This is a genomic window from uncultured Sphingomonas sp. (assembly GCF_902806265.1).
Classification (GTDB): domain Bacteria; phylum Pseudomonadota; class Alphaproteobacteria; order Sphingomonadales; family Sphingomonadaceae; genus Sphingomicrobium.
Window position 1 is genome coordinate 1 of record NZ_CADCVZ010000047.1, and the last position, 21853, is coordinate 21853.

Annotated in this window: 17 protein-coding genes and 1 tRNA gene; 3 read left to right on the forward strand and 15 right to left on the reverse strand. The window is 65.8% G+C overall.

Features of this window, described 5'->3' with window-relative positions:
- On the forward strand, positions 1-300 hold a 300-nt coding region (locus tag QZX62_RS09500; protein ID WP_294173957.1), incomplete at its 5' end, for a hypothetical protein.
- A gap of 854 nt (positions 301-1154) precedes the next feature.
- Here QZX62_RS09500 and QZX62_RS09505 read toward each other — a convergent pair.
- The 6 genes from QZX62_RS09505 to QZX62_RS09530 form a co-directional block, all read right to left on the reverse strand.
- A tRNA-Lys gene (locus QZX62_RS09505) sits at positions 1155-1230 on the reverse strand.
- Positions 1231-1317: 87 nt separating this feature from the next.
- Positions 1318-2430 (reverse strand): rod shape-determining protein RodA, encoded by a 1113-nt coding sequence (gene rodA, locus QZX62_RS09510; protein ID WP_294173959.1) that lies wholly within the window; start codon positions 2428-2430, stop codon positions 1318-1320.
- Entirely contained in the window at positions 2427-4361 is a 1935-nt protein-coding gene (gene mrdA, locus QZX62_RS09515) for a penicillin-binding protein 2 (protein ID WP_294173961.1), read from the reverse strand. Before mrdA ends, rodA begins: the two co-directional genes overlap by 4 nt.
- On the reverse strand, positions 4358-4876 hold the full coding sequence (gene mreD, locus QZX62_RS09520; protein ID WP_294173963.1) for a rod shape-determining protein MreD: 519 nt from the start codon (positions 4874-4876) through the stop codon (positions 4358-4360). Before mreD ends, mrdA begins: the two co-directional genes overlap by 4 nt.
- Positions 4876-5757 carry a rod shape-determining protein MreC gene (gene mreC / locus QZX62_RS09525; protein ID WP_294173965.1) on the reverse strand — a complete coding sequence of 294 codons (882 nt, stop codon included), beginning with the start codon at positions 5755-5757 and terminating at the stop codon, positions 4876-4878. The genes mreD and mreC overlap by 1 nt, the downstream gene beginning before the upstream one ends.
- A gap of 16 nt (positions 5758-5773) precedes the next feature.
- Complete coding sequence (locus QZX62_RS09530; protein WP_294173967.1) at positions 5774-6817, reverse strand: rod shape-determining protein; 1044 nt, start codon at positions 6815-6817, stop codon at positions 5774-5776.
- Positions 6818-6928: 111 nt separating this feature from the next.
- Between QZX62_RS09530 and mutL the strand changes: the two genes are divergently transcribed.
- Positions 6929-8701, forward strand: coding sequence for a DNA mismatch repair endonuclease MutL (mutL, locus tag QZX62_RS09535; RefSeq protein WP_294173969.1), 1773 nt, complete (start codon positions 6929-6931; stop codon positions 8699-8701).
- Between the two features lie 491 nt (positions 8702-9192).
- Here mutL and QZX62_RS09540 read toward each other — a convergent pair whose 3' ends face one another.
- From QZX62_RS09540 to QZX62_RS09580, 9 genes are all read right to left on the reverse strand, one after another.
- Positions 9193-9396, reverse strand: coding sequence for a hypothetical protein (locus QZX62_RS09540; protein ID WP_294173971.1), 204 nt, complete (start codon positions 9394-9396; stop codon positions 9193-9195).
- Between the two features lie 28 nt (positions 9397-9424).
- Positions 9425-10804: a serine hydrolase gene (locus tag QZX62_RS09545; RefSeq protein ID WP_294173974.1), complete on the reverse strand. Its 1380-nt coding sequence runs from the start codon at positions 10802-10804 to the stop codon at positions 9425-9427.
- A gap of 19 nt (positions 10805-10823) precedes the next feature.
- Complete coding sequence (locus tag QZX62_RS09550) at positions 10824-12641, reverse strand: gamma-glutamyltransferase family protein (protein ID WP_294173976.1); 1818 nt, start codon at positions 12639-12641, stop codon at positions 10824-10826.
- Positions 12642-12699: 58 nt separating this feature from the next.
- Entirely contained in the window at positions 12700-13737 is a 1038-nt protein-coding gene (locus QZX62_RS09555; RefSeq protein ID WP_294173978.1) for a DUF2891 domain-containing protein, read from the reverse strand.
- Positions 13734-14687, reverse strand: coding sequence for a DUF979 domain-containing protein (locus tag QZX62_RS09560; protein WP_294173979.1), 954 nt, complete (start codon positions 14685-14687; stop codon positions 13734-13736). Before QZX62_RS09560 ends, QZX62_RS09555 begins: the two co-directional genes overlap by 4 nt.
- Complete coding sequence (locus tag QZX62_RS09565; protein WP_294173981.1) at positions 14684-15355, reverse strand: DUF969 domain-containing protein; 672 nt, start codon at positions 15353-15355, stop codon at positions 14684-14686. Before QZX62_RS09565 ends, QZX62_RS09560 begins: the two co-directional genes overlap by 4 nt.
- Positions 15352-18906, reverse strand: coding sequence for a hydantoinase B/oxoprolinase family protein (locus QZX62_RS09570; RefSeq protein ID WP_294173983.1), 3555 nt, complete (start codon positions 18904-18906; stop codon positions 15352-15354). The genes QZX62_RS09565 and QZX62_RS09570 overlap by 4 nt, the downstream gene beginning before the upstream one ends.
- A 346-nt stretch (positions 18907-19252) precedes the next feature.
- Positions 19253-19450 carry a hypothetical protein gene (locus QZX62_RS09575; RefSeq protein WP_294173985.1) on the reverse strand — a complete coding sequence of 66 codons (198 nt, stop codon included), beginning with the start codon at positions 19448-19450 and terminating at the stop codon, positions 19253-19255.
- A gap of 359 nt (positions 19451-19809) precedes the next feature.
- Positions 19810-20709 carry an AraC family transcriptional regulator gene (locus tag QZX62_RS09580; RefSeq protein WP_294173987.1) on the reverse strand — a complete coding sequence of 300 codons (900 nt, stop codon included), beginning with the start codon at positions 20707-20709 and terminating at the stop codon, positions 19810-19812.
- Between the two features lie 309 nt (positions 20710-21018).
- Between QZX62_RS09580 and QZX62_RS09585 the strand changes: the two genes are divergently transcribed.
- Positions 21019-21738, forward strand: coding sequence for an SDR family oxidoreductase (locus tag QZX62_RS09585; RefSeq protein WP_294174005.1), 720 nt, complete (start codon positions 21019-21021; stop codon positions 21736-21738).
- Positions 21739-21853: the final 115 nt, after the last annotated feature.

The window sequence follows — 21853 nt, forward strand, 5'->3', positions numbered from 1 at the left end:
TCTGTTGGCGATGTTGCGCGACGATGTAGGCGGATGCCGATGCCTAAAAGGGTGCTAGAGTCCGACTTCTTTGACTTCCCGATAAGGGAGTTTACGGACATCATCATGCCCAACGGCAAGCGCCTTGGTTCTTGCAACGCACGCGATCTGCGGACGATGGCCGATGAAGATGATCGTTATCTCAAAGCGATGGAAGCAGCGCGCAACCTACCTCCACACATGAGGCTGGAGGAAGCAACAAGGCAGAACCTGCTCACGCCAGTTCAGGCCGTCTTGCTGATGATCCTTGAAGCCAAGTAGAGGAAAATGATGCGTAAGCTCGTTGCACTGAAGGCGAGGCCGTCGAGTGCAGCTGGTACCTGGGGCCGAGTATGTCTAGGCGTACAGTGAGGAATGCTGCTCAACATCTAAGGAGCGCGGCAACATCTTCGTCGAGTGGCTACCACATTCTTCCAAGCCGGCCGAGAAGGCCTGACATTTCACTTGGGTGGGTCTGCTGGCGCAGGGCAGCGGCGCAACTGCAAGCTCAATAACTTTGGGACGGCCCGGCAGGTACGCGACAAGCAACGGACCGCCCCAATGAGGAGCCGAAAGTAGTGGCTTCCGGCGTCCCGTGCCGCGGCCTTACTTCCAACTGCTCAACAGCGAGTAAACGCTGTTTGCAAGGTCAGACCTGATTCACCTCGTCCGCGGGCGGATGCGGTAGTTTCCGTTTTGCACCTATGGGAACAAGCGGGCCGCTGATCGGCCCCCAACAGCCAACGAACAGACCCGAGAACGTCTGGGCCCTTTCAGCTTGGCTCGCGTCGTCAAGGCTGGCCAGCCACTGGCTTAGAACCTCCGCCACCTTCTCAACCGGCCCAGGTTACGGCACCAGACCTTCGGACCCTCGTTGCTGCGCGTCCACACACAGCCGTCTCCGTCCGGCCCTTCGATCTGAAATAGGGCGTCCTGCTCGGCTTCGATGTTGCCGTTCATGGCGGCAGGGTAGCAGGGGCCCTATGGCCTGCAAGCATGCACTCACTGTCGCGACAGACGCGACAGTCGCGACACGGCAGCGTCGAGCAGTACTCGTGGCCCGCTGCCGTCCGTGCAGCCTTAAATTGCGATCTCGGGGGGTGATACCTAGCCGGTTACCTAGAACACCGGAGAGGTGGTGGACGCACTAGGGCTCGAACCTAGGACCCGCTGATTAAGAGTCAGCTGCTCTACCAACTGAGCTATGCGTCCATGCCTTGGGAAGGCAGATGCGCGGGCTGGCCTTGAGCCAGGTGCGCGGGCGGGCATGTAGCGGGAGGCCGCGGCCTTTGCAACCGGCTAGGCTAGCCGGTTGCGGGTCCGCTGCTGGCGTTCGAAGCTCATCAGCAGCCCAAGGCAGATCATCACGGTCATGACCGCCGAGCCACCGTAGCTGATCAGCGGCAGGGGAATTCCCACCACCGGCGCCAGGCCCATGACCATCAGCAGGTTGATGGCGAAATAGGAGAACAGCACCGCCGACAGTCCAGCGCAGGACAGCTGGCCGAAGCGCGTGGGCGCGTTGGCCGCCACCTTCATGCCCCAGCGCAGGACCATCAGATAGGCCAGGATCACCAGCGTGCCGCCCAGCATGCCCCATTCCTCCGCCAGGGTGGCGAAGGCGAAGTCGGTGTGGCCTTCGGGAAGGTACTGCAGATGGCTCTGGCTGCCCTTGAGGTAGCCCTTGCCCGAGAAGCCGCCGGAGCCGATCGCGATCTTGCTTTGAGTGATGTGGTAGCCCGAGCCGAGCGGATCGCTTTCCGGATCGAGAAAGGTATCAATCCGCTTCTTCTGATAACCGTGCAGGAACTGGTAGATGATCGGAATGGCCGCGGCGATCGCGCCCGCTGGAACCAGGAACCAGCGCAGCGGAACGCCGGCCAGGAACATGACGGTCACTCCGGCGAAGGTCACCATCAGCCCCGTCCCGAGGTCCGGCTGGACGATCACCAGCACGGCCGGCACCCCGATCAGCGCTGCGGCCGGCCAGATCGCCCGCCAGCGCTTGATGTCGCCCGCCGGCAGCAGTTCGTAGAAGCGGGCCAGCACCAGGGCGATCGCGGGCTTCATGAACTCGGACGGCTGCAGCCGGATGATGCCGAGGTCGAGCCAGCGCTGCGCGCCCTTGCCGACGAAGCCCAGCATGTCGACCGCGATCAGCATCAGGACGATCGCGACGTAGATGGGAAAAATGACGCTCTTGATCGTCGTCTCACGCACTTTGGAGAGCACGATGGCGAGGCCCAGGAACATAAGGAACGCCGCGCCCTGCCGCATCGCCCAGGGCTGGATCGAGCCGCCCGCCGCGGAGTAGAGGTTCATCAGTCCGAACAGGCCAATCCCCGATACGAGGAAGATCAATCGCCATGGCAGGCGCGCTAATGGTTGCGGGATGATGGCGCTGGAGATCATGCCGCCGGCCTTGGTGCGGCGGTGGCCGATGCTGCGGCGGCATCCATAGCGGCCGCGCGGCGGGCGGTGCGTTCGGCCAGCGTGCCGCCCCAGCCAGTTTCGAGCTCGGCCAGCCGCTTCTCCGCCGCGGGCCGGTCGAACAGATACATCAGCGCATCCTTGGCGACCGGCGCCGCGGCGCGGGCCCCGCCCATGCCGTGCTCGATCACCACCGCGCCGGCGTAGCGCGGCTTATCGAACGGCGCGAAGAACACGAACAGGCCGTGATCGCGGTAGCGCCAGTCGCCGCCTTGGCCGCGCTGCCCGCCGGCGATGCGGCGCACCTGGGCGGTGCCCGTCTTGCCGGCCATCTCGATGCCCGGCAGGGTGATCCGGCTCGCCCCCGCGGTGCCGTCGCCGTTGACCACTTCCCACATGCCGCCGCGCACGGCGTCCAGGTGCTCCTGCGGGATGTTCAGCATCGACGCGGGGTCCTGGTGGACGCCCAGCAGGGTGGGCTGCGCATTGCGCCCGGACGCGATCCGCGCCGACATCACCGCGAGCTGCAAAGGATTGAGGATCAGGTAGCCCTGGCCGATCGACGCGTTCAGCGTGTCTGAAGCGGTCCAGTCGGGGCGCATGAACAGTTTCTGGTTGTCGGCATAGCGGCGGCGCTTCCACTCGCTGTCGGGCACCGTCCCATAGCTCTGGCTGACCAGCGGCAGGTCGAACTTCTGCCCCAGCCCAAGCATCCGGGCCATGGGCGCGATCCGGTCGTAGCCGACCCGGTTGCCCATCGCATAGAAATAGGTGTTGCAGCTCTTGGCGATGGCGCGGTGCATGTCGACGGAGCCATGGCGGCCGAGGCAGCGGAAGAAGCGATTGCCGAGGCGATAGCCGCCGGGGCAGTGCACCCGCTCCTTGGGGTCGACGCCGTGCGCCTGCAGCGCCAGCGCGACCATCGGCTTGATCGTCGAACCGGGCGGGTAGAGGGCGTTGACCGTCTTGTTGAGCAGCGGCTTACGCGGGTCTTCGGACAGCGTCTTCCACTCGGTTCGGCCGATTCCGTCGGAGAAGCTGTTGGGGTCGTAGGCCGGCATCGACGCCATGCAGACGATGTCGCCGGTCTGGCAGTCGAGAATGACGCAGCTGCCGCTTTCCTCGCCCAGCCGCCGCGCGGCATATTCCTGCAATCCCGCGTCAATCGACAGCTGCACCGGCGCCCCGCTGCGGTCCGGCTTGGGCGTCAATTCGCGGATCAGCTTGCCGCGCGCGCTGACCTCCACCCGCTGCCCGCCGGGAATGCCGCGCAGGTTCGTTTCCAGCGTCTTCTCAAGCCCTTCCTTGCCGATCTTGAAGCCCGGCGTGATCAGCAGCGGGTTCTTTTCCTTTTCATATTCCTTGGCGCTCGCCGCTCCGACGTAGCCGATCAGATGACCCACGGCGGAGCCCGCCGGGTAATAGCGGGTGAAGCCGCGGGCGGGCTGCACCCCAGGCAGCTCCGGCAGCCGTACGGTAACCGCGGCATAGCGCTCGTAGGGTACGTTCTCCGCCACCTGGACCGGCTGAAAGCCGCGAGCCGCCGCCAGCTCCCGGCGGATGCGGTCGACCTCATCGGGAGAAAGGGCCAGCAGCTGCGCCAGGGTCGCCACCGTGCGCCGCGGATCCTCCATCTGGTCGGGGATCAGGTCCACCCGGAAGTCGGAGCGGTTGATCGCAATCGGCTTGCCGAGACGATCGATGATCCACCCCCGCCGCGGCGGCACGATGATCAGTTGGACCCGGTTGTCCTCGGACAGGAGATTGTACTTCTCGTTCTCGGCGACCGCGAGCCAGCCGAGCCGCCCCACCAGGGCCGCGGCGACCGCCGCCTGCGCCCCGCCCACGATCGCCATCCGCCGCGAAAAGCTCAGCGACTGGTGGACGTTGGTTATGCGGCCTTGGAAGTTCACCGGCCCAGCCTCCAGCGGTCGAGCGCCGACGCCGCCCACGCCGCCACCGGAAAGGTCAGGATCGCAATCAGGATCGGGGGCCACACGACCGAGAAGGGCAGGGGCGCGCCCATCAGCGCGTCGATCCGCCAGCGCGCCGCTTCGTCCGCCAGCACCAGCAGCGCCGCCAACGCCCACTCGATCCAATAATCGCGCCACATGGTGCGGCGGTCGAGCAGGTCGAGGCCAAGCATGGCGGCGGTCCAGATAGCCATGCTCAATCCTACGGGCGAACCAGTTAGCAGGTCGTTAACCAAACCGAGCGGAGTGGCCCACCAAGCCGGAATGGCATCGCTCCGCAGCAGCCGCCAGGCAATCAGCAACAGGAAGCCGGCGTCGGGCACCCAGCCGACGTTCGCGACGATGGGCAGCAGCGACAGGGCGGAAGCGGCCACCACCGAGATCGGCGGGACGAAACGGGCCAGCCGCTTGGGTCCGCGGTCGATCCGGCCGACGCCAAGGGCCGCGCGGACCATCAGGGCTGTCCTGCGCCCGCCGGAGCATTGGCAAGGGCGGCAGGCTGGTAGGGCTGCTCAACGACTGCAAAGCTGACGTTGGCAGGGTCGGCCAGCGGCACGGCGATCGCGCCGTCGTCGTCCAATCGCACCACTCGGGCCACGGGCACGTTGGGTGGGTAGAGACCGCCCGTTCCGGAGGTCACCACGACATCGCCGCGGCGAAACGGATTGCGCCCGACTTCCAGCGGGCGCAGGTCAACGGTTCCGTCGCCGCGCCCGGTGGAGATCACCGCCTGCCCCCCGCGCAGCAGCCGGGTGGGCAGGATGGTCGCTCGGTCGGAGATCAGCAGCACCCGGCTGGCGGTCGCGCCCGCCTCCACCACCCGCCCGATCAGCCCCTCGCTCGCGCGTACGGGCATGCCAACTCTCACGCCGTCGCCGCTCCCCGCGGAGACCACCGCGAAGCGCCGCTGGCTTTCGAAGGATGAGCCGACGATCCGCCCGCTCGCCACCGCCTGCGGGCTTCGCTCGCGCAATTGCAAGGCGGCTTTCAGCTGCCGGTTCTCGTTGAGGATCGCGCGCGCCTGGATGATCTGCTGCTCAAGCAACTTGCGCTGCTGCTTGAGCGCGGCATTCTGGCGGGCGGCGTCCCAGTAGTTGCCAGCACCGCTGACCAGCCCGGACACGGTGGTGGTCGCCCCGTTAAGCGCGCGAGTTATCGGCGAGGTCACATCGAGCGCCACCCCGCGCACCCCCGCGTAGGCCTTGGGCGCGACCAGCGACAGGCCGAGCAGGAAGAGGCCGATCAGCAGCCCGGCGATCGCCGCCAGAAAGCTGAAGAACAGGCCGTACTGCGCCCGCCGCGACCAGCCCGGGCGCGCACCGGTCGGCGGCGCCACCGCTCCTTACCCTACCTTAGGCGGTCTGGAGGACGCCGCGGTACTGCTCTTCCTCAAGCGCCCGGCCGGTGCCGAGCGCCACGCAGGTGAGCGGATCCTCGGCGACCGTGACCGGCAGCCCGGTTTCGTCGCGCAGCACCTCGTCCAGCCCTTGCAGCAGCGCGCCGCCGCCGGTCAGCACGATGCCCTGGTCGCAGATGTCGGCGGCAAGCTCGGGCGCGGTGTTCTCCAGGGCAATGCGGACGCCCTCGACGATGGTGCCGACGGGCTCCGACAGCGCTTCGGCGATCTGCCCTTGGTTGATCGAGATTTCCTTGGGCACGCCGTTGACCAGGTCGCGGCCCTTGATGTGGACGGTCCGGCCAATGCCGTCGGTCGGCGGCTTGGCAATGCCGACTTCCTGCTTGATCCGCTCGGCCGTCGCTTCGCCGATCAAGAGGTTGTGGTTGCGGCGGACGTAGGAGGAGATCGCCTCGTCCATCTTGTCGCCGCCGACCCGCACGGAGGTGGTGTAGGCCAGGCCCCGCAGCGACAGCACCGCCACCTCCGTCGTGCCGCCGCCGATGTCGACCACCATGGAGCCGATCGGCTCCGTCACCGGCATGTCGGCGCCGATCGCGGCGGCCATCGGCTCTTCGATCAGGTAGACCTGGCTGGCGCCGGCGTTCGAGGCGGCGTCGCGGATCGCGCGACGCTCGACGCTGGTCGAGCCCGACGGCACGCAGATCACGATCTCCGGAAAGCGCCAAGCGCGCATCTTGCCGCCGTGCACCTTGTGGATGAAGTGCTTGATCATCTGCTCGGCGACGTCGATGTCGGCGATCACCCCGTCACGCAACGGGCGGATGGCCTCGATCTGGTCGGGGGTCTTGCCCATCATCAGCTTAGCGTCGTCGCCGACAGCCTTGACCTTCTTGACGCCATTGATGGTCTCGATCGCCACCACCGAAGGCTCGTTGAGCACGATGCCGCGACCGCGGACGTAGACCAGCGTATTGGCCGTCCCCAGGTCGATCGCCATGTCGTGCGACATCCACTTGAACCAGCGCGTCCAGAACATCCCCGCCCGCTTCCTCAAATCCGAGTCATGCCAGAAGCGTAAACCGCTGTTGAATATGCAATGGAAAACAGCGCCTCGCCCCGTTCAGCCGATTGGGCTAGGACCCTTAACATGTCAATAAGGCGGCTGCCGTCACACCTGGTCGATCGCATCGCCGCCGGCGAGGTGGTGGAACGGCCCGCCAGCGCGCTCAAGGAACTGGTGGAGAACGCGCTGGATGCCGGGGCGACGGCGGTGTCGGTGCGGCTGGCCGCGGGCGGGCTCGACCTCGTCGAGGTGACGGACGATGGTGGCGGCATGACGCCGGCCGAGATGGCGCTGGCGCTGGAGCGGCACGCCACCTCCAAGCTGCCGGACGAGCGGATCGAGGAGGTCACCAGCTTTGGCTTCCGGGGCGAAGCGCTGCCCTCCATCGCCAGCGTCGCCCGCTTCACCCTGGAAAGCCGGCCAAGAGGCCATGACGGGTGGCGGATCGAGGTCGATCATGGCGTCAAGGTCGGGGAGGGGCCGGCCGCGCTGCCGCCGGGGACCCGGGTTCGGGTCGAAGGCCTGTTCGATAAGGTGCCGGCACGGCGCAAGTTCCTGCGCTCGCCGCGAGCGGAGTATGCCGCCTGCCTCGACGTGGTGCGGAGGCTGGCGATGGCGCGGCCGGACGTGCATTTCGCGCTGGAGCACGACGGCCGCCGCTCGCTAGGCGTCCAGCCGGGCGCGCTGCAGGCCCGGGTCGCCGCACTGCTCGACCCGGCGCTGGCGCAGCACGGCCTCGGCATCGACCTCGAGCGGCACGGCCTGGCACTTGGCGGCGTGGTCAGCCTGCCGACCTTCAACCGCGGAGCCGCCGACCAGCAGTTCCTGTTCGTCAACGCCCGCCCCGTGAAGGACCGCTTGCTGGTTGGAGCGTTGCGCGCCGCCTACCAGGACCTGCTCGCCCGCGACCGCCACCCGATCGCCGCCCTGTTTCTGCAGCTGCCACCGAGCGAGGTCGATATCAACGTCCACCCCGCCAAGACCGAAGTCCGCTTCCGCGATCCCCAGGCGGTGCGCGGGCTGATCGTCGGCGGGCTCCGCGCCGCGCTGGACGAAGCCGGGCACAGGAGCGCGGCCAGGGTACAGGCCGCGGCCCCGGTGCGGTGGATATCCGCCCTTGACCGTCATCCCGGCGAAGGCCGGGATCCCAGCCGAACTGCGTCGCTCCCGCCTCCTGAGGTCCCGGCCTATGCCGGGACGACGGTTCAGGAAGCCCGCACCCTCTTCACCCACGCCCCCGCCGCCCGCGCCGAACCCGCGACCACGCCGGTCCCCGCCCACCCGCTCGGGGTCGCCCGCGGCCAGGTCGCCGCCACCTACATCGTCGCTGAAGCCGAGGACGGCCTGGTCCTGGTCGACCAGCACGCCGCGCACGAACGCCTCGTCCTTGAACGCCTCCGCCGCGCCGCAAGCAACGGCGGGGTCGCCCGGCAGGCCCTGCTGATGCCCGAAGTGGCCGAACTGGACGAACCCGACTGCGACCGGCTGGAGGAAGCCGCCGCCGAACTCGCCCGCTACGGGCTCGAGATCGAGCGCTTCGGCCCCACCGCCATGCTGGTCCGCGCGACCCCGGCACTGCTCGGCAAGCTCGACATACGGAGCCTGCTCGCCGACCTCGCGGCCGAGATTGCCGAGCTGGGCGGCCCGATGAAGCTCAAGGAACGCCTCGACCTCGTCGCTGCCACCTTCGCCTGCCACCACAGCGTCCGCGCCGGCCGCACCCTGTCGGTCACCGAGATGAACGCCCTCCTGCGCGAGATGGAAGTCACCCCCAATAGCGGCCAGTGCAACCACGGCCGCCCTACCTGGGTGAAGTTATCGATGGGCGATGTGGAGCGGCTGTTCGGGCGGAAGTGAGGGTGCTCGCGGCGATGTCCTGAATGTCCGCTTCCGGCCCAAAGCGGACATTCACCCGACGGCAGCTCGGGCGCCCGTTCGGTCGATTGCGGCGATCGTCGCTTATCTGAAAGCCGCCGCTGGTTCAGGTATGATCATAGCGGACGCCTGCGCATATCGCGGCGGACTACGTTTTTTACGAGTTGAGCCGGATGACACTCACGCGAGCTCCGATAGTCAGCCCTGACAATTAGTTGATGCGGATTATGCCCCGGATCTGAGAACTTGCTCTGCCCACGCGGCTACATCGACTGCAGGCGCGTCCTCAACTCAAGGTGTGACGATCTGAAGGCTGGCCGGGAAACCGGGCGACGCCACCAAACGGAATGGCAGCGACCGGCACGCCGGCCATGCTGAAAGGCGCAGTTAGGGCAAGCTGAGCCTTCCTAGACGGCAGGGACCCGCGCTCGAGCGGCACTTCCGTTTCACCTCTGCGCAACGGCGGGTGGGCGTTACCGCCAGGAGCAGGGCGTCCATGGCTCCGGACGAGAAAGCTTTTCGACGACCCCCAAGTCGTACTCTGCGCGCAGTTCCGCAATCGCGTTCAGCGCTGCATGCTCGTCAGCCGCCTCAGGCGCTTGGCATACCAGAGCCTCTGCAGTCAGCCGCCCGGTGCGGAGGTCGGCCAGGGCACCGACGATGGTCACGCTGGACATGGCCGGCAAGGTCATGCTCTCGCGATCGCTAACCAAAGGCGCGAAGCAGATCGCTCGTGAATTGTGCCAGATCGAAGTTCATGCCCGTGGCGTCAAAGCCGCGCCGAACTATCACGGTCGAGCGCGAGGGGATCACCACCACATATTGTCCGCGGTTCCCCTGCGCGACAATGGCGTCCTGCGGCAGCCCCGACTCCTTCGGGAACGTCCACCAGGTCGCGCCGTAGCCGAAGCCAGAGGACGGCTGGGCAGGCCCGTGGCTCCGGACATAGCCGGTCCATCCGGCGGGCAGGATCCGCTCTCCATTCCAAACTCCATCATGGAGGTGCAGGAGCCCCAGGCGGGCAAGGTCCCTCGCAGTGGTCCAGACTTGGCTCGACAGGATGAAGTGGCCGCGCCAGTCGGTCTCCGGCACCGTTCGAGTCATTCCGATTTTCCAGAGCAGGGCCTCGAACGGGAAGCGGAGCGATCTCCCGCCGTCGCGAAGGACGTGCTGCAGCCCGCGAATGGCGAGAACCGTGTCGTTGTTCGCGTAACGGAACGCGGTTCCTGGTGGCGCCACCAATGGCCAGCCACCGGCTTGATCAGCTACGCCAATGCCGCCGAAGTACAAGGCGTCGGTGCGGTTGCCGGCATGGTCGCTATTGAGGCCGCTGGCCATTCGCAGCAGCTGGTCGGTGGTGATCGCCCGTCGCGGATCGCCTGGCCGCTGCCATTCTGGAACAGGGGCGGGCGCCTTTACGTCGAGCACCCCTTGCTGCGTGGCAGCACCGATGATGGTGCCGGCGATGCTCTTTCCGACCGACCAGGTGCGTTGCGACGAATGCATGTTCAGGTCACGGCGGTAGCGCTCACTGACGATCCGGCCCTTCTCCACGACAAGCACGGCTGTCGTCTCGCTGCCTTGCCCGTAGGTTCGGCGGTCGAAGGCATTGGCGGTCACCCGTCCGATCGCGGCCGCGTCGCCGCTTGGCAGAGCCGTCGCTTGACGATCTCCCATGGGCCATGGTTTCGAGTCGAAGTTCGGCGGCTTGACCCCGAGCTGCGGAAGGGTGGAAATCGCCTCCGTTGAAGCGCCAATCGGCAGCTGGGTGCAGCCGAGACCCGGACGCCAGGCGGCAATCCTAGGAGGCATCGCGGGATCATAGGGTACGGACACGGTGCGCCGCTCCCGGTCGATCGTCGCGGCGAGTGTCGGGAAGATCGGATTGAGGTTGCTGTAAGTGCCGCGGAGGTCGTCGGCGACCGTCTGCTGTTCAGAGATCCCGCCATTGAACAGGTTGCTGCAGATGAAGGAAGCCTTGTAGCCCGCCGCGAGTGCGCGGACGTAGGCAGGCCGATCCTCCTGTGCAGCAGCGCCGGGCGCGAGCAGAAAGATAGCGGTCGCGGCCAAAAGATATTTGGTCATTGTTACTCCCTTGCGCCGCCTAATAGGCAAGACCGAGACCGTCCGCCCGCACGTCGGAGGCCGCGGCATAGACCAGCTCGCCCCCGCTGTTCCGTCGCTCGACCGAAGAATAGCGGCCGAAACCTCCGTCGGATGCGCCAATCCGCCAGCCCATACCCGCCAGCGCCGCCGCCGTGGCATCTGGAACGCCGGTCTCCAGCCGAAGCAGGCCGGTCCCGCCGATGCTCTTGTCGTCCTCCCCCATTCGCTCCGACGAGCCTTCATGTTGCCACCGGGGCGCGTCGCCTGCCGCCTGGCCATCCAGATCGAAATCGACCCGATTCATGATGATCTGCGCCTGCCCCTGCGGCTGCATGCCGCCGCCCATCACGCCGAACGACAGCCACGGCTTGCCATCCCGCGTCGCGAAGCCCGGGATGATGGTCTGGAAAGGCCGCTTGCCCGGCGCGTAGACGTTGGGGTGACCGTCCTGCAGTGTGAACAGCTGACCGCGATCCTGAAACATGAAGCCGAGACCGTCGGCGACGAGGCCGGAGCCCATGCCACGGAAGTTAGACTGGATCATCGACACCATCATTCCGGTTCGGTCGGCAACCGAGAAATAGGTGGTATCGCCCTGCGAAGGCGCATTGCCGGGGCGGACGTCGGGGTTGATGCGGTCGGGCCGGATGAGCTTCGCGCGCTCGGCCGCATAGTCCTTCGAGATGAGCCAATCGACCGGCACCAGCGAGAAGTTGGGATCGCCATACCAGCGCGCCCGGTCCTCGTAGGCCAGGCGCTTGGCCTCCGCGCCGAGATGGATCGCAAGCGGCGACTGGAATCCCGCACTTCGAAGGTCGAACCGCTCCAGCATGTTGAGGATCTGCAGCGTCGCCAGGCCCTGCGTGTTCTCCGCCAGCGCATGGACCCCTACATCGCGATAGGTGGTCATGGCCGGCACGTTCCAATTGCTCTGGTGAGCGGCAAGGTCGGCTCGGGTCAGCCACCCGCCTATGCGCCGGAAATAAGCCTCGATCGTGCGGGCGATATCGCCCTCGTAGAAGGCGTCCCGGCCGCCTTGCGCGATCATCCGGTAGGTTCGGGCGAGATCCCGGTTGCGGAAGATCTCGCCTGCCTTGGCTCGCTCCCCTGAGGCATAGATTGCCTGCGCGTTGGCGATCTCCTCGATCCCCTGGCCCGGCTTCCCGAAGTTCGCCATGGCTCGGTTCATGTAGTAGGCCACGACCGGAGAAAGCGGGACGCCGCCCTCGGCATAGGCGATGGCGGGGTCGAACAACTCGGCCCAGCGCAGCTTGCCGTAGCGCTGGTGAAGGCGCCACCATGCATCGACGGTGCCTGGGACGGTCACTGTTACGGCGCCATATGGCGGCAAGACACCATCACGGGTGCGGGAGCGCACAGTCTCGATGCCGAGGCCGCGGGGCGAGCGGCCTGAACTGGCGATGCCGACCACGCGTGAGGCTGCCGGATCCCACAGCATGGCATAGAGATCGCCGCCGATCCCGTTGGCAGTTGGCTCGAGAAAGCCAAGGGCCGCGTTGATTGCGATCGCCGCGTCGACTGCGGAACCGCCCTTCTTCAGGATCTCGACGCCGGTCAGCGTGGCGAGTGGGTGACTAGTCGCCGCTGCCCCGTTACTGCCGAACACCTCCGAGCGGGTGCCGAAGCTTGGACCCACGGGTCGGTCACCAGCTTGCACGCCCCGGTACAATTGCGTCCCGGGCAACGCCGGGCTTAGCGGCGGCGCGTTCCGGATGTTCTGTGCCGCAGCGCTGCGACCGGCGGGGAGAGCAAGAGCCGTCAGCGGCAAGGCAGTCAGAAATGTGCGTCTTCTCACCAGCAGCTCCTTTAATTTCCGGCCAGACGCCAGCGGCATCGCTGCGGGCACCTTGGCGTCATCCTTGCTGCTCCTCGCCGAGAGCAAACGATCCGGATGCCGCGCTCTGGGAGTGCAGCGCCAAAAGCGCGAAGGTCGCAAGCCAGTGCTCGCCCGCGTAGTCGCCGCTCAGGTGAGGCATTGCCGCGGAGAGATGATCGTCGGCTGTTCGATCCACCAAGCTGCGCTCGCCTCCGCTCAGCGCCTGCGAAAGCTGTTTCCAGCACCAAGCTCGGCTGAGGTTGAGCCCGTCGAGATGTGCGATCTTGCCGTCACTGCGATCACTTACGGTGGCGGGTTGAAACAACGTGCCCGGCCTGCATCGGCTAAGCTCCGGCAGGAAGGCGTGGAGCCAGGGCGCAAACTCCCCGGGCGGCATAGTCCGCATCATGCACAAGGCCTCGATCAGCGCTGGGGAAAGGAAGTCGTCGCCGCTAGGTTCCCAAGCCTGGCACTGTCGGTCCTCGCCAAACCAATGCCGCGCGCGTTCGCGGATCTGCCCCTGCACGGCTAGATCGAACCGGGCAGCCCACTCGCCTGCGAGCACGAGGGCGAAAGCGGTGTTGAAGTGGGTGCCAGCCCGGATCGGATAAGTGAGGAGCGCAAGGTAGCGCCCCAGCCGTTCCGCGAAGGCCTTTGCCAGCGGCTCCAGCATATCCCCCCATGAAGCGTCCTCGTGCCGGCTGGCCTCGAGATGCAGTGCCATCAACCACGCCCAGCCGTACGGCCGTTCGAAACCGCTCGATAGCGGCCGTGCCAGATAGTCGAGTTCGGCTTGCGCCTTGTCTGCGGTGAAACTGTCGTCGGCCAGCGCCCTGATCGCCGCGGCCGCGGGCATCTGGGGAAACAAACGCCGGAGCGTCAGAAGCGTCCACCAGCCGTGCACACAGCTATGCCAGTCGAAGCTCCCGTAAAAGATCGGATGGAGAACATGCGGTTGCATCGCATCTTCGTCTCTCAGCAGCACATGGTCGAGCTTGTGCGGGTACTCCTGCCGCACATGACCAAGCGCTATATCCGCGAGCCTGGCCGCAAGATCAGCGTCGAGGTACATCATGGGAACGCCAAGAAGTAGATGAGGAGGATGTTGACAACCAGCAATGGAATGGCGGTCGCAAGCTGCGCCTTGATCACCCCGTACTGATCCTGCAGCTCGAGCAGGGCAGCGGGCACCAGGTTGAAGTTCGCGGCCATGGGGGTCATCAGCGTGCCGCAGAAGCCAGCCAGCATGCCGATCGCGCCAACCACGGCCGGGTCGCCCCCGAAATCCCGGATCAACAATGGGACGCCGATCGCGGCTGCCATGACCGGGAAAGCCGCAAAAGCATTGCCCATGATCATCGTGAAACCCGCCATGCCAAGCCCGAACACGGTAACGGCCAGAAAGATGCTGCCCTCCGGAATCACCGATTGGGTCATTCCACCGATGATCTCGCCCACGCCGGCAGCGGCGAACAAGACGCCGAGCGCCGCGAGCATCTGCGGCAGGACGGCGGCCCAACCGATGGAGTCGATCAATCGGCGGCCCTCCTGCAACGGCGCGAGAGCGGGAGGTCGAAGCCACAGGAACATGGTCAGGAGGGCAAGCAGAACCCCGAGCCCGAGCAGAACATAGGTCTCGCGCTTCTCCTGGAACAATCCCAGCCCGCCAAGCGGCGTGTAGTTGTACAGCAGGGTGCCTAACAGGGCGGTAGCCGGGATGATCAGGGCCGGCAGGAACAGGCGATTGCCGAACCGCGCGCTGTAGCCTTCGCGCTCGGCTTCGGAGGTCGTCGGCGGGCTGCCGCGACCGATCCACCCGAACCCCGCCAGTGCTGCGAGGGTGAGAACGAGCAGGCCGTTGCCGAAATCTCCAATCAGGTCGCCAGCCAGCAGGCTGGCGGCCATCAGGCCCCAGAAAGCGGCATTGCCCAGCCGCTTGGCATTGCTGCGGTCCGTGGCGCTCAGGGCTGCGAAAGCGCCAAACATGGCGCCGGCAAGCATGTAAAGCCATTGCAGGGTGATCATCGGCCGACCCCACGAAGCGAGCGGTCGAGGATCAGCACTCTCCCACCATGGATCAGGAAGGCCGCAATCGCGGTAGGGATGGCCCACAGCGCGAGCTGAAGCGGCGCGAGGTTATAGCCATAGGTGAGAAGCGTCTGCTGAATCAAAACGATCGAGCCGATCGCGAAGAAGATGTCTTCACCGAAGAACAGACCGACATTGTCGGTGGCGGCGGCGTAGCTCTTCACCTTGTCGGAGGTGACGGGATCGAGCGCGCCATGCTGCTTCTCCGCAGCGGCGATGGCCATCGGTGCGACGAGGGGGCGAACGGTCTGGGGGTGGCCGGCCGTCGAATGCAGCCCGATCGCGGCGGTGACCTGACGATAGGCAAGATAAAGCAGCAGCAAGCGTCCGGTGGTTGCATTTCGCATACCGCGGATCACGGCGGCGGCGCGCTGCTGCAGGCCGAAGCGCTCGAGCAGTCCGATCACGGGCAGCACGATCCAGACGATGGCGATGATCCGGTTATCGTTGAAGGCCTTGCCGAAAGTGGAAATGACCTCATTCAGGTCGAGGCCGGCAAGCAATCCTGTCGCCAGGGCTGCCACGGTGACCACCAGCATCGGATTGAGTCGTAGCGCGAAGCCGATCACGACCAGCAGGATGCCAAGGAGCGGCCAGTAGTTCATTCGGGTCTCCCAAAGCCGGCGCCGCCCGGTGTTTCGATGATGAACCGGTCGCCGGGCTCCATCTGGGCGGAGCCGGTTGCCGAGAGAACCTCCCTGGTTCCATTCGCCCGCTCAACCCAGTTGCGGCCGGGCAGGGCATCGCCGCCGCCCGCCAATCCGAGAGGGGGGACCCGCCTGCGGTTGGCAAGGATGTTCGCCCGCATGGGCTCCAGGAAGGTGACTTCCCGGACCACGCCATTACCGCCCTTATGACGCCCCGAGCCACCCGACCCGTCCCGGATAGCGAACCGGTCGAGACGGACGGGCAGGCGGGTCTCGAGGATCTCGGGATCGGTCAGCCGGCTGTTGGTCATATGGGTCTGGACGGCGTCGGCTCCGTCGTGATCAGGTCCCGCCCCGGAGCCACCGGCGATCGTTTCATAGTATTGCTGACGCTCGTTCCCGAAAGTGAAGTTGTTCATCGTCCCCTGCGATGGGGCAAGCCGGCCCGTTGCGGCGAACAGAGCATCGGTGACCACCTGGCTGGTCTCGACATTGCCCGCGACGACGGCAGCAGGGTGAGCGGGGTTGAGCATCGATCCCTCCGGCACCAGGAGGCGGATCGGCCGCAGGCAGCCATCGTTCAGCGGGATCGTATCGTCGATGAGGGCGCGGACCACGTAGAGCGCGGCGGCTCGGGTAATCGCGCGTGGGGCATTGAAGTTGTCGGCGCGTTGCGGGCTGGTGCCGGTGAAATCGAAGGTCGCGGACCGCGTTGCGCGCTCCAGTCGGATCGCCACCTGCACGACGGCGCCGCTATCCATCTCGTAGGTGAACGCTCCATCCTCCAGCCGGTCGAGGAGCCGGCGGACTGACTCCTCCGCATTGGCAAGAACGTGGCGCATGTAGGCCGCGATCACCTCGGCTCCATACTCCTTGCTGGCACGCTCCAGCAGGCTCGCGCCGCGGCTGCAGGCCGCCAGTTGCGCCCTGAGATCGGCGATGTTGCGATCGGATCGTCGAGCCGGCCATTCGCCGGAGCTCAACAGCTCCCTCATTTCGGCTTCGCGGAACTGCCCCTGATCAACCAGCAGGACGTTGTCGATGAGCACGCCCTCCTGATCAATGGAAGTGCTTTCAGGCGGCATCGATCCAGGCGTAATGCCGCCCACATCCGCATGGTGCCCGCGCGCTGCCACGAAAGCATCCGGCTCCCTACCTCCGCTCAGGAATACCGGTACGATAACGGTAATATCCGGAAGGTGCGTGCCGCCGCGATAAGGATCGTTGAGGACATAGGCATCGCCGGGCCGGATCCCGCGCCCATCGCGGGCCTCGCCGCGTCGATCGATTACCGTCCGGATGCTCTCGCCCATGGAGCCGAGATGCACGGGGATGTGCGGGGCATTGGCAATCAGCGCGCCTTCTCCGTTAAACAAGGCACAGGAGAAATCGAGCCGTTCCTTGATGTTGATGGAGGTCGCCGTGGACTGCAGCGCGACGCCCATTTCCTCGGCGATGGCCATGAACAGGTTGTTGAAGATCTCGAGTCGCACGGGATCAACATCTGTGCGGGCCGCCGAGCGCTGGACTAGAGGTTCCGTTCGGGCGAGAACCAGCGTTCCGTCGTCTTCCCGTGCGGCCAGCCAACCCGCTTCGACGACGGTAGTGGAACCCTCATCAAGGACGAGCGCTGGTCCAGCGACCTGCTGATCGGGTCCAAGCTCCTCGCGCCCGAAACAGGCCCATCCAGCATTCGCCTCCGCAGCAGCACCAGCTCCCGCCGGCGACGAGGTGAGCGGTACTCCCGAACCACGTCCGACCGCTTCGGCGGTCAGGCTTTCGACGATGATGCCGGCAGCTGGATCCTCGTAGCCGAAGCGCTGGCGATGCAGCGCATGAAACTGGCGGGACATCGTGTCGCCATTGGCGACATCCAGTTCGATGGAGCTGTCGCTGCCCGGCAGACGGAGCCGCGCGCGCTTGAGAACATGCAGGCGGTCGGCGGCCGCGCCTTGCGCGACAAGGGCTTCGATGGCCTCCGACGCAAGGCGATCGAGCATCGCGCCGAAGTCCTCATCGATCGGGCGACGCCAGCTCTGCTCGCGTATCGCCTTCACCTCGGCAAGACCGATGCCGTAAGCCGAAAGAAGACCGGCCAGCGGGTGGATGAGTATGCGGCTCATGCCCAGCCGGTCGGCCACACGGCAGGCATGCTGGCCGCCGGCCCCTCCGAAGGAGACGAGGGCGTAACCGCTGACGTCGTGACCTCGCGCCGTCGAGATCTTGCGGATGGCGGCCGCCATATTCTCAACCGCGATCGTCAGGAATCCCTGGGCGGCCTCAACCGCACTGAGCCGGCGACCCGTTGCCTGCGCCACCTTCGCGACGATCTCCTCGGCGCGCGCCAGGGAAGCGGCGGGATCGACCGGCTGGTCGCCCGTAAGTCCGAACACGGCGGGAAACAGTTTCGGCACGATCCGGCCGAGGATGAGGTTGCAATCGGTGACCGTCAGCGGACCGCCGTTGCGGTAGCAGGCGGGGCCGGGCTGTGCGCCCGCGGATTCTGGCCCCACTCGGAAGCGCATGCCGTCGAATCGGCAGACGGAGCCGCCGCCCGCGGCCACCGTGTGGATCTGCATCATGGGCGCACGGATTCGCACACCGGCAACCGTGCTTTCCTCAGCTAGCTCAAGCTGGCCGGAATAGTGCGAGACATCGGTCGAAGTGCCGCCCATGTCGAAGCCGATCAGCTTGTCGGCCCCAAGTGGCGCACTCGCCGCCACCATCCCGACCACGCCGCCCGCCGGGCCGGACAGGATCGCGTCCTTGCCGCGAAAGGCACGTGCTTCGGCAAGCCCGCCGTTCGATTGCATGAAGTGCAGCTCAGCCGACGGGTGGAGACCGCTCGCAACGCGCTCGACGTAATGGCTCAACACCGGGGAGAGGTAAGCGTCGGCGACGGTCGTGTCGCCGCGGCTGACGAACTTGATCAACGGCGCCACCTCGTGGCTGACCGACGCCTGCGCGAAGCCGATCCGGCGAGCGATAGCCGCGAGCTGGCGTTCATGGGACGGGAAGGCCCAGCCGTGCATGAGCAGAATGGCGAGGCTGTCGAAGCCCTGGCTCCGAAGCTCCTGCAGCGTCCGCACCGCCTCGGTCTGGTCCAGCGGGACTAGCACTTTGCCTCGTGCGCCGATCCTCTCGTCGATTTCGACCACGGTTTCGTACAGCATCGAGGGGAGCCTGATGTGACGGGCGAATATCTGCGGTCGAGCCTGGTAGCCGATCCGCAACGCGTCGCGGAACCCTCGAGTGGTGACCAGCGCCACCCGCTCGCCCTTGCGTTCCAGCAGGGCGTTGGTGGCGACGGTGGTGCCCATCCGCACCGACGACACGGTGCCGCCCTCCTTGGCCAGCAATCGTCTGATGCCCTCCAGGGCTGCGTCGGCGTAGTGGCGAGGGTTTTCGGACAAGAGCTTGAGCACGCGCTGGAGCCCGTCCGAGCTGTAGGCGACGATGTCGGTAAAAGTGCCACCTCGATCGATGGCGAAGGACCAGCTGCGGCTCACCCCTCCTTGAAGCAGAAGAGCAGATGGTGCTCAACGCTTCATGTAGAGCCTATCCGATGGTCCGCGTGCGGGCTGGTGCATGTATCGCTCTTGTGAGCGGCAGCCGACGTGCCTCCCAATTGAACATTGTCAGTCAGCGCTCGATGGCGGCCGGACTCCATATGACCGTCGGCGCGCCTTGATTGTCGGTATGGAGGAGGGTTTCCAAGGCTTACGTCCGCCTTCTGTGGCCTTAGTCCAGACGCGGACGGTCTGCTTGCGGCCACTTGCCGACGCTCAGGCCGGCTCACCCCGACGTCTGCTTCTGGTGGTAAGCGGAAAGGCCGCTTACGGGAGTGTACAGGGTTTAGCGGACGTTCGGGTCAGCCCTTTCCACCCAGTATAATCGGCAAGGCACTCCATTGGGCCATTGGTCAACCTCCTGCTGAGGATCCCCGTTGGCGAGCAGCCAATCGTCCAGGTGCTCTTCGTCATTCTTAGGCACGTAAGGTTTGGGGAAGCCGTAGCGCCAGCCGGCCGGAGGATCGATCATCTGAACGCGCATAGGGTGCTCCTTGCTATTCCTCATCTCTGGCGCTTGAAATGAGGAATAGACTGCTGTTCTATTCCTCACTGAGGCACAATCTTACCCTCGCATACCATCTGCCGACGTGTAGCCTGTCTCAGCAGAGTGCCTGCCAATGGTGGTAAGCGGAACGGCTGCTTTCGGGTGCGCATAACGGGGTAACAGACGTTCGTTCACGCGAGGCGTAGAGCGGATTTGCGCCCTTAGTAGTCGTTCTGGTTCGTCTCCTGACGCCCAAGAAGCAGACGTCCTCATCAGCACGTGGGGTAGCTTCTTGACGCCGAATGTCGTTAGGTCCTCGCTGCCTAGCAGCCATTAGAGCTGCCGTCGCGAACGGCTCACACTTCCATTGCGGTGCGCGCATCGCGTTTCGGCGGTGCGCCGAAAAATCGCGAGTAGTCGCGGTTGAAGTGTGACATGCTTTGGTACCCGACCGCCGAAGCGGCGCGACCGGCCGGCGAACCTTCCATCAGAAGAAGTCTGCGCGCCTCTATGAGGCGCAGCTGATTCTGAAACTGGCGCGGTGATAGCGAAGTCACCGCCTTGAAGTGCCGGTGGAAGGCCGACACGCTCATGCTGGATGCGTCGGCGAGCCGCGCCACCGGGATGGGCTTGCGGAACTCCGTGCGGAGCACCTCGATCGCACGCGCTATGCGTTGCTGATAACCATCGGGTACGGCGAGGCGCTTCAGCGAGGGGCCGTGGCGGCTTCGAAGCAACCAGTAGTGCAGTTCCCTCAGGATCGCCGGGCGCAGCACGGGAACCGCCTCGGGATTGTCGACGAGTCGGGTCAAGCGGAAGGCGCAGCTCAGCACATCTTCGTCGAACTGCTCGTCGAACAGGCTTGGCACCGAAGTGCTCGAGGACGCGGGATGACGCACCTCAGAGGCGAGCTCCTGCACGATCTGCATGTCCAATTCGATCGCGATCGCAAGGTACGGCTCGTCCGCCGATGCCTTGATGATCCGACCAGTCACCGGGAGGTCGACGCCCACGATGACGGCTTGGCCTGCATCGAAAGCGCGCTCCTCGCGGCCCGCGACCAGCAGCTTCGCCCCCTGCAGCACCAGACACACCAGCGGGCGGTACATCGAACGGAGAGGCTCGTTTGGGGCGGCTACGCGCATCATGCGAAGTCCCGGCACCGGCGTCAGTGCGACGCAGTCGCTGTTGGCGTGGCGATCAGCGTAGGACCGCACCGCATCCATGAGCATTTCTAGAAGGGATTTGCTCTCCACTTGGACTTGATACCGCCATCGCGCGCGCAAGGGCAGCCCGAAGCAGGATCGGGCAAATTCCAGGTCGTTTCGGGCAAGACGAAGTGAGGCGGGCCGCGTTCTCTAACTGATCGATTCTTTATAACGCAGGAGCAGCCGATGCCTGATCAAGGTCCGCCACCATCCGATGCCAATCTTTCGAGACGCTCCGTGCTTGCCGCGGCTGCGCTCGCTCCAGCCGCAGCGATCGTGGGCGCCCAGAGGGCTGGCGGGCAGACCGCCACCGGTGCAGCCGGTGGCGTACGGCCAGCGGGACAGGCCAGGGCTGCGCTGGTCACTGGATCATCGCGCGGAATCGGCGCCGCTACCGCACGCCGTCTGGCGCGGGACGGCTTCGCGGTGACGGTGAATTGCGTCGTGAACCGAGACTTGGCGGCGGCCGTCGTCCGGGACATCGAGCGTGCCGGTGGACGGGCCACCTGGCTCCAGGCGGACGTTGCGGATCCGCGTGCGGTGCGCCGTCTGTTCGACCATCACGACCGAGCCTTCGGCGGCGTCGACGTGGTCGTGAGCAATGCCGGCATCATGAGGCTCGCACCCTTCGGGACGATGGCTGATGAGGACTTCGACAGGATGTTCGCCGTCAACGCGAAGGGAAGCTTCAACGTGCTGCGCGAGGCATCGCGCCGTATCCGCCATGAGGGCCGGATCATCACCTTGTCCTCCAGCATCACGCAGTTCACCTCGCCCACCTACGGCGCCTACGCGGCTACTAAGGCGACGCAGGACATGTACGCGGCCGTCCTGGCCAAGGAATTGGGTGAGCGGCGCGTTTCGGTGAACGCGATGGCGCCCGGCCTGGTCAACACGACCCTTTTCACGGACGGCAAGACACAGGAGGAGATACAGGGCTTTGTCGAGCGCACACCGCTGGGCCGCCTTGGCGAGCCGGAGGATATCGCCGCCATGATATCCGCACTGGTGAGCCGCGACGGCGCCTGGGTAAGCGGCCAGACCGTCTTTACGAACGGCGCGGTGGTCTCGGCGTGACACCTCCAGCAGCCGTGTTACGCGGCGGCTTGGAGCTTTCCAAGGAACTCGGCGACCGTAAGATCAACGTGAATGCGATTGCTCCCGGGCCCGTCGAGACTGGTCTGTTCTTGGA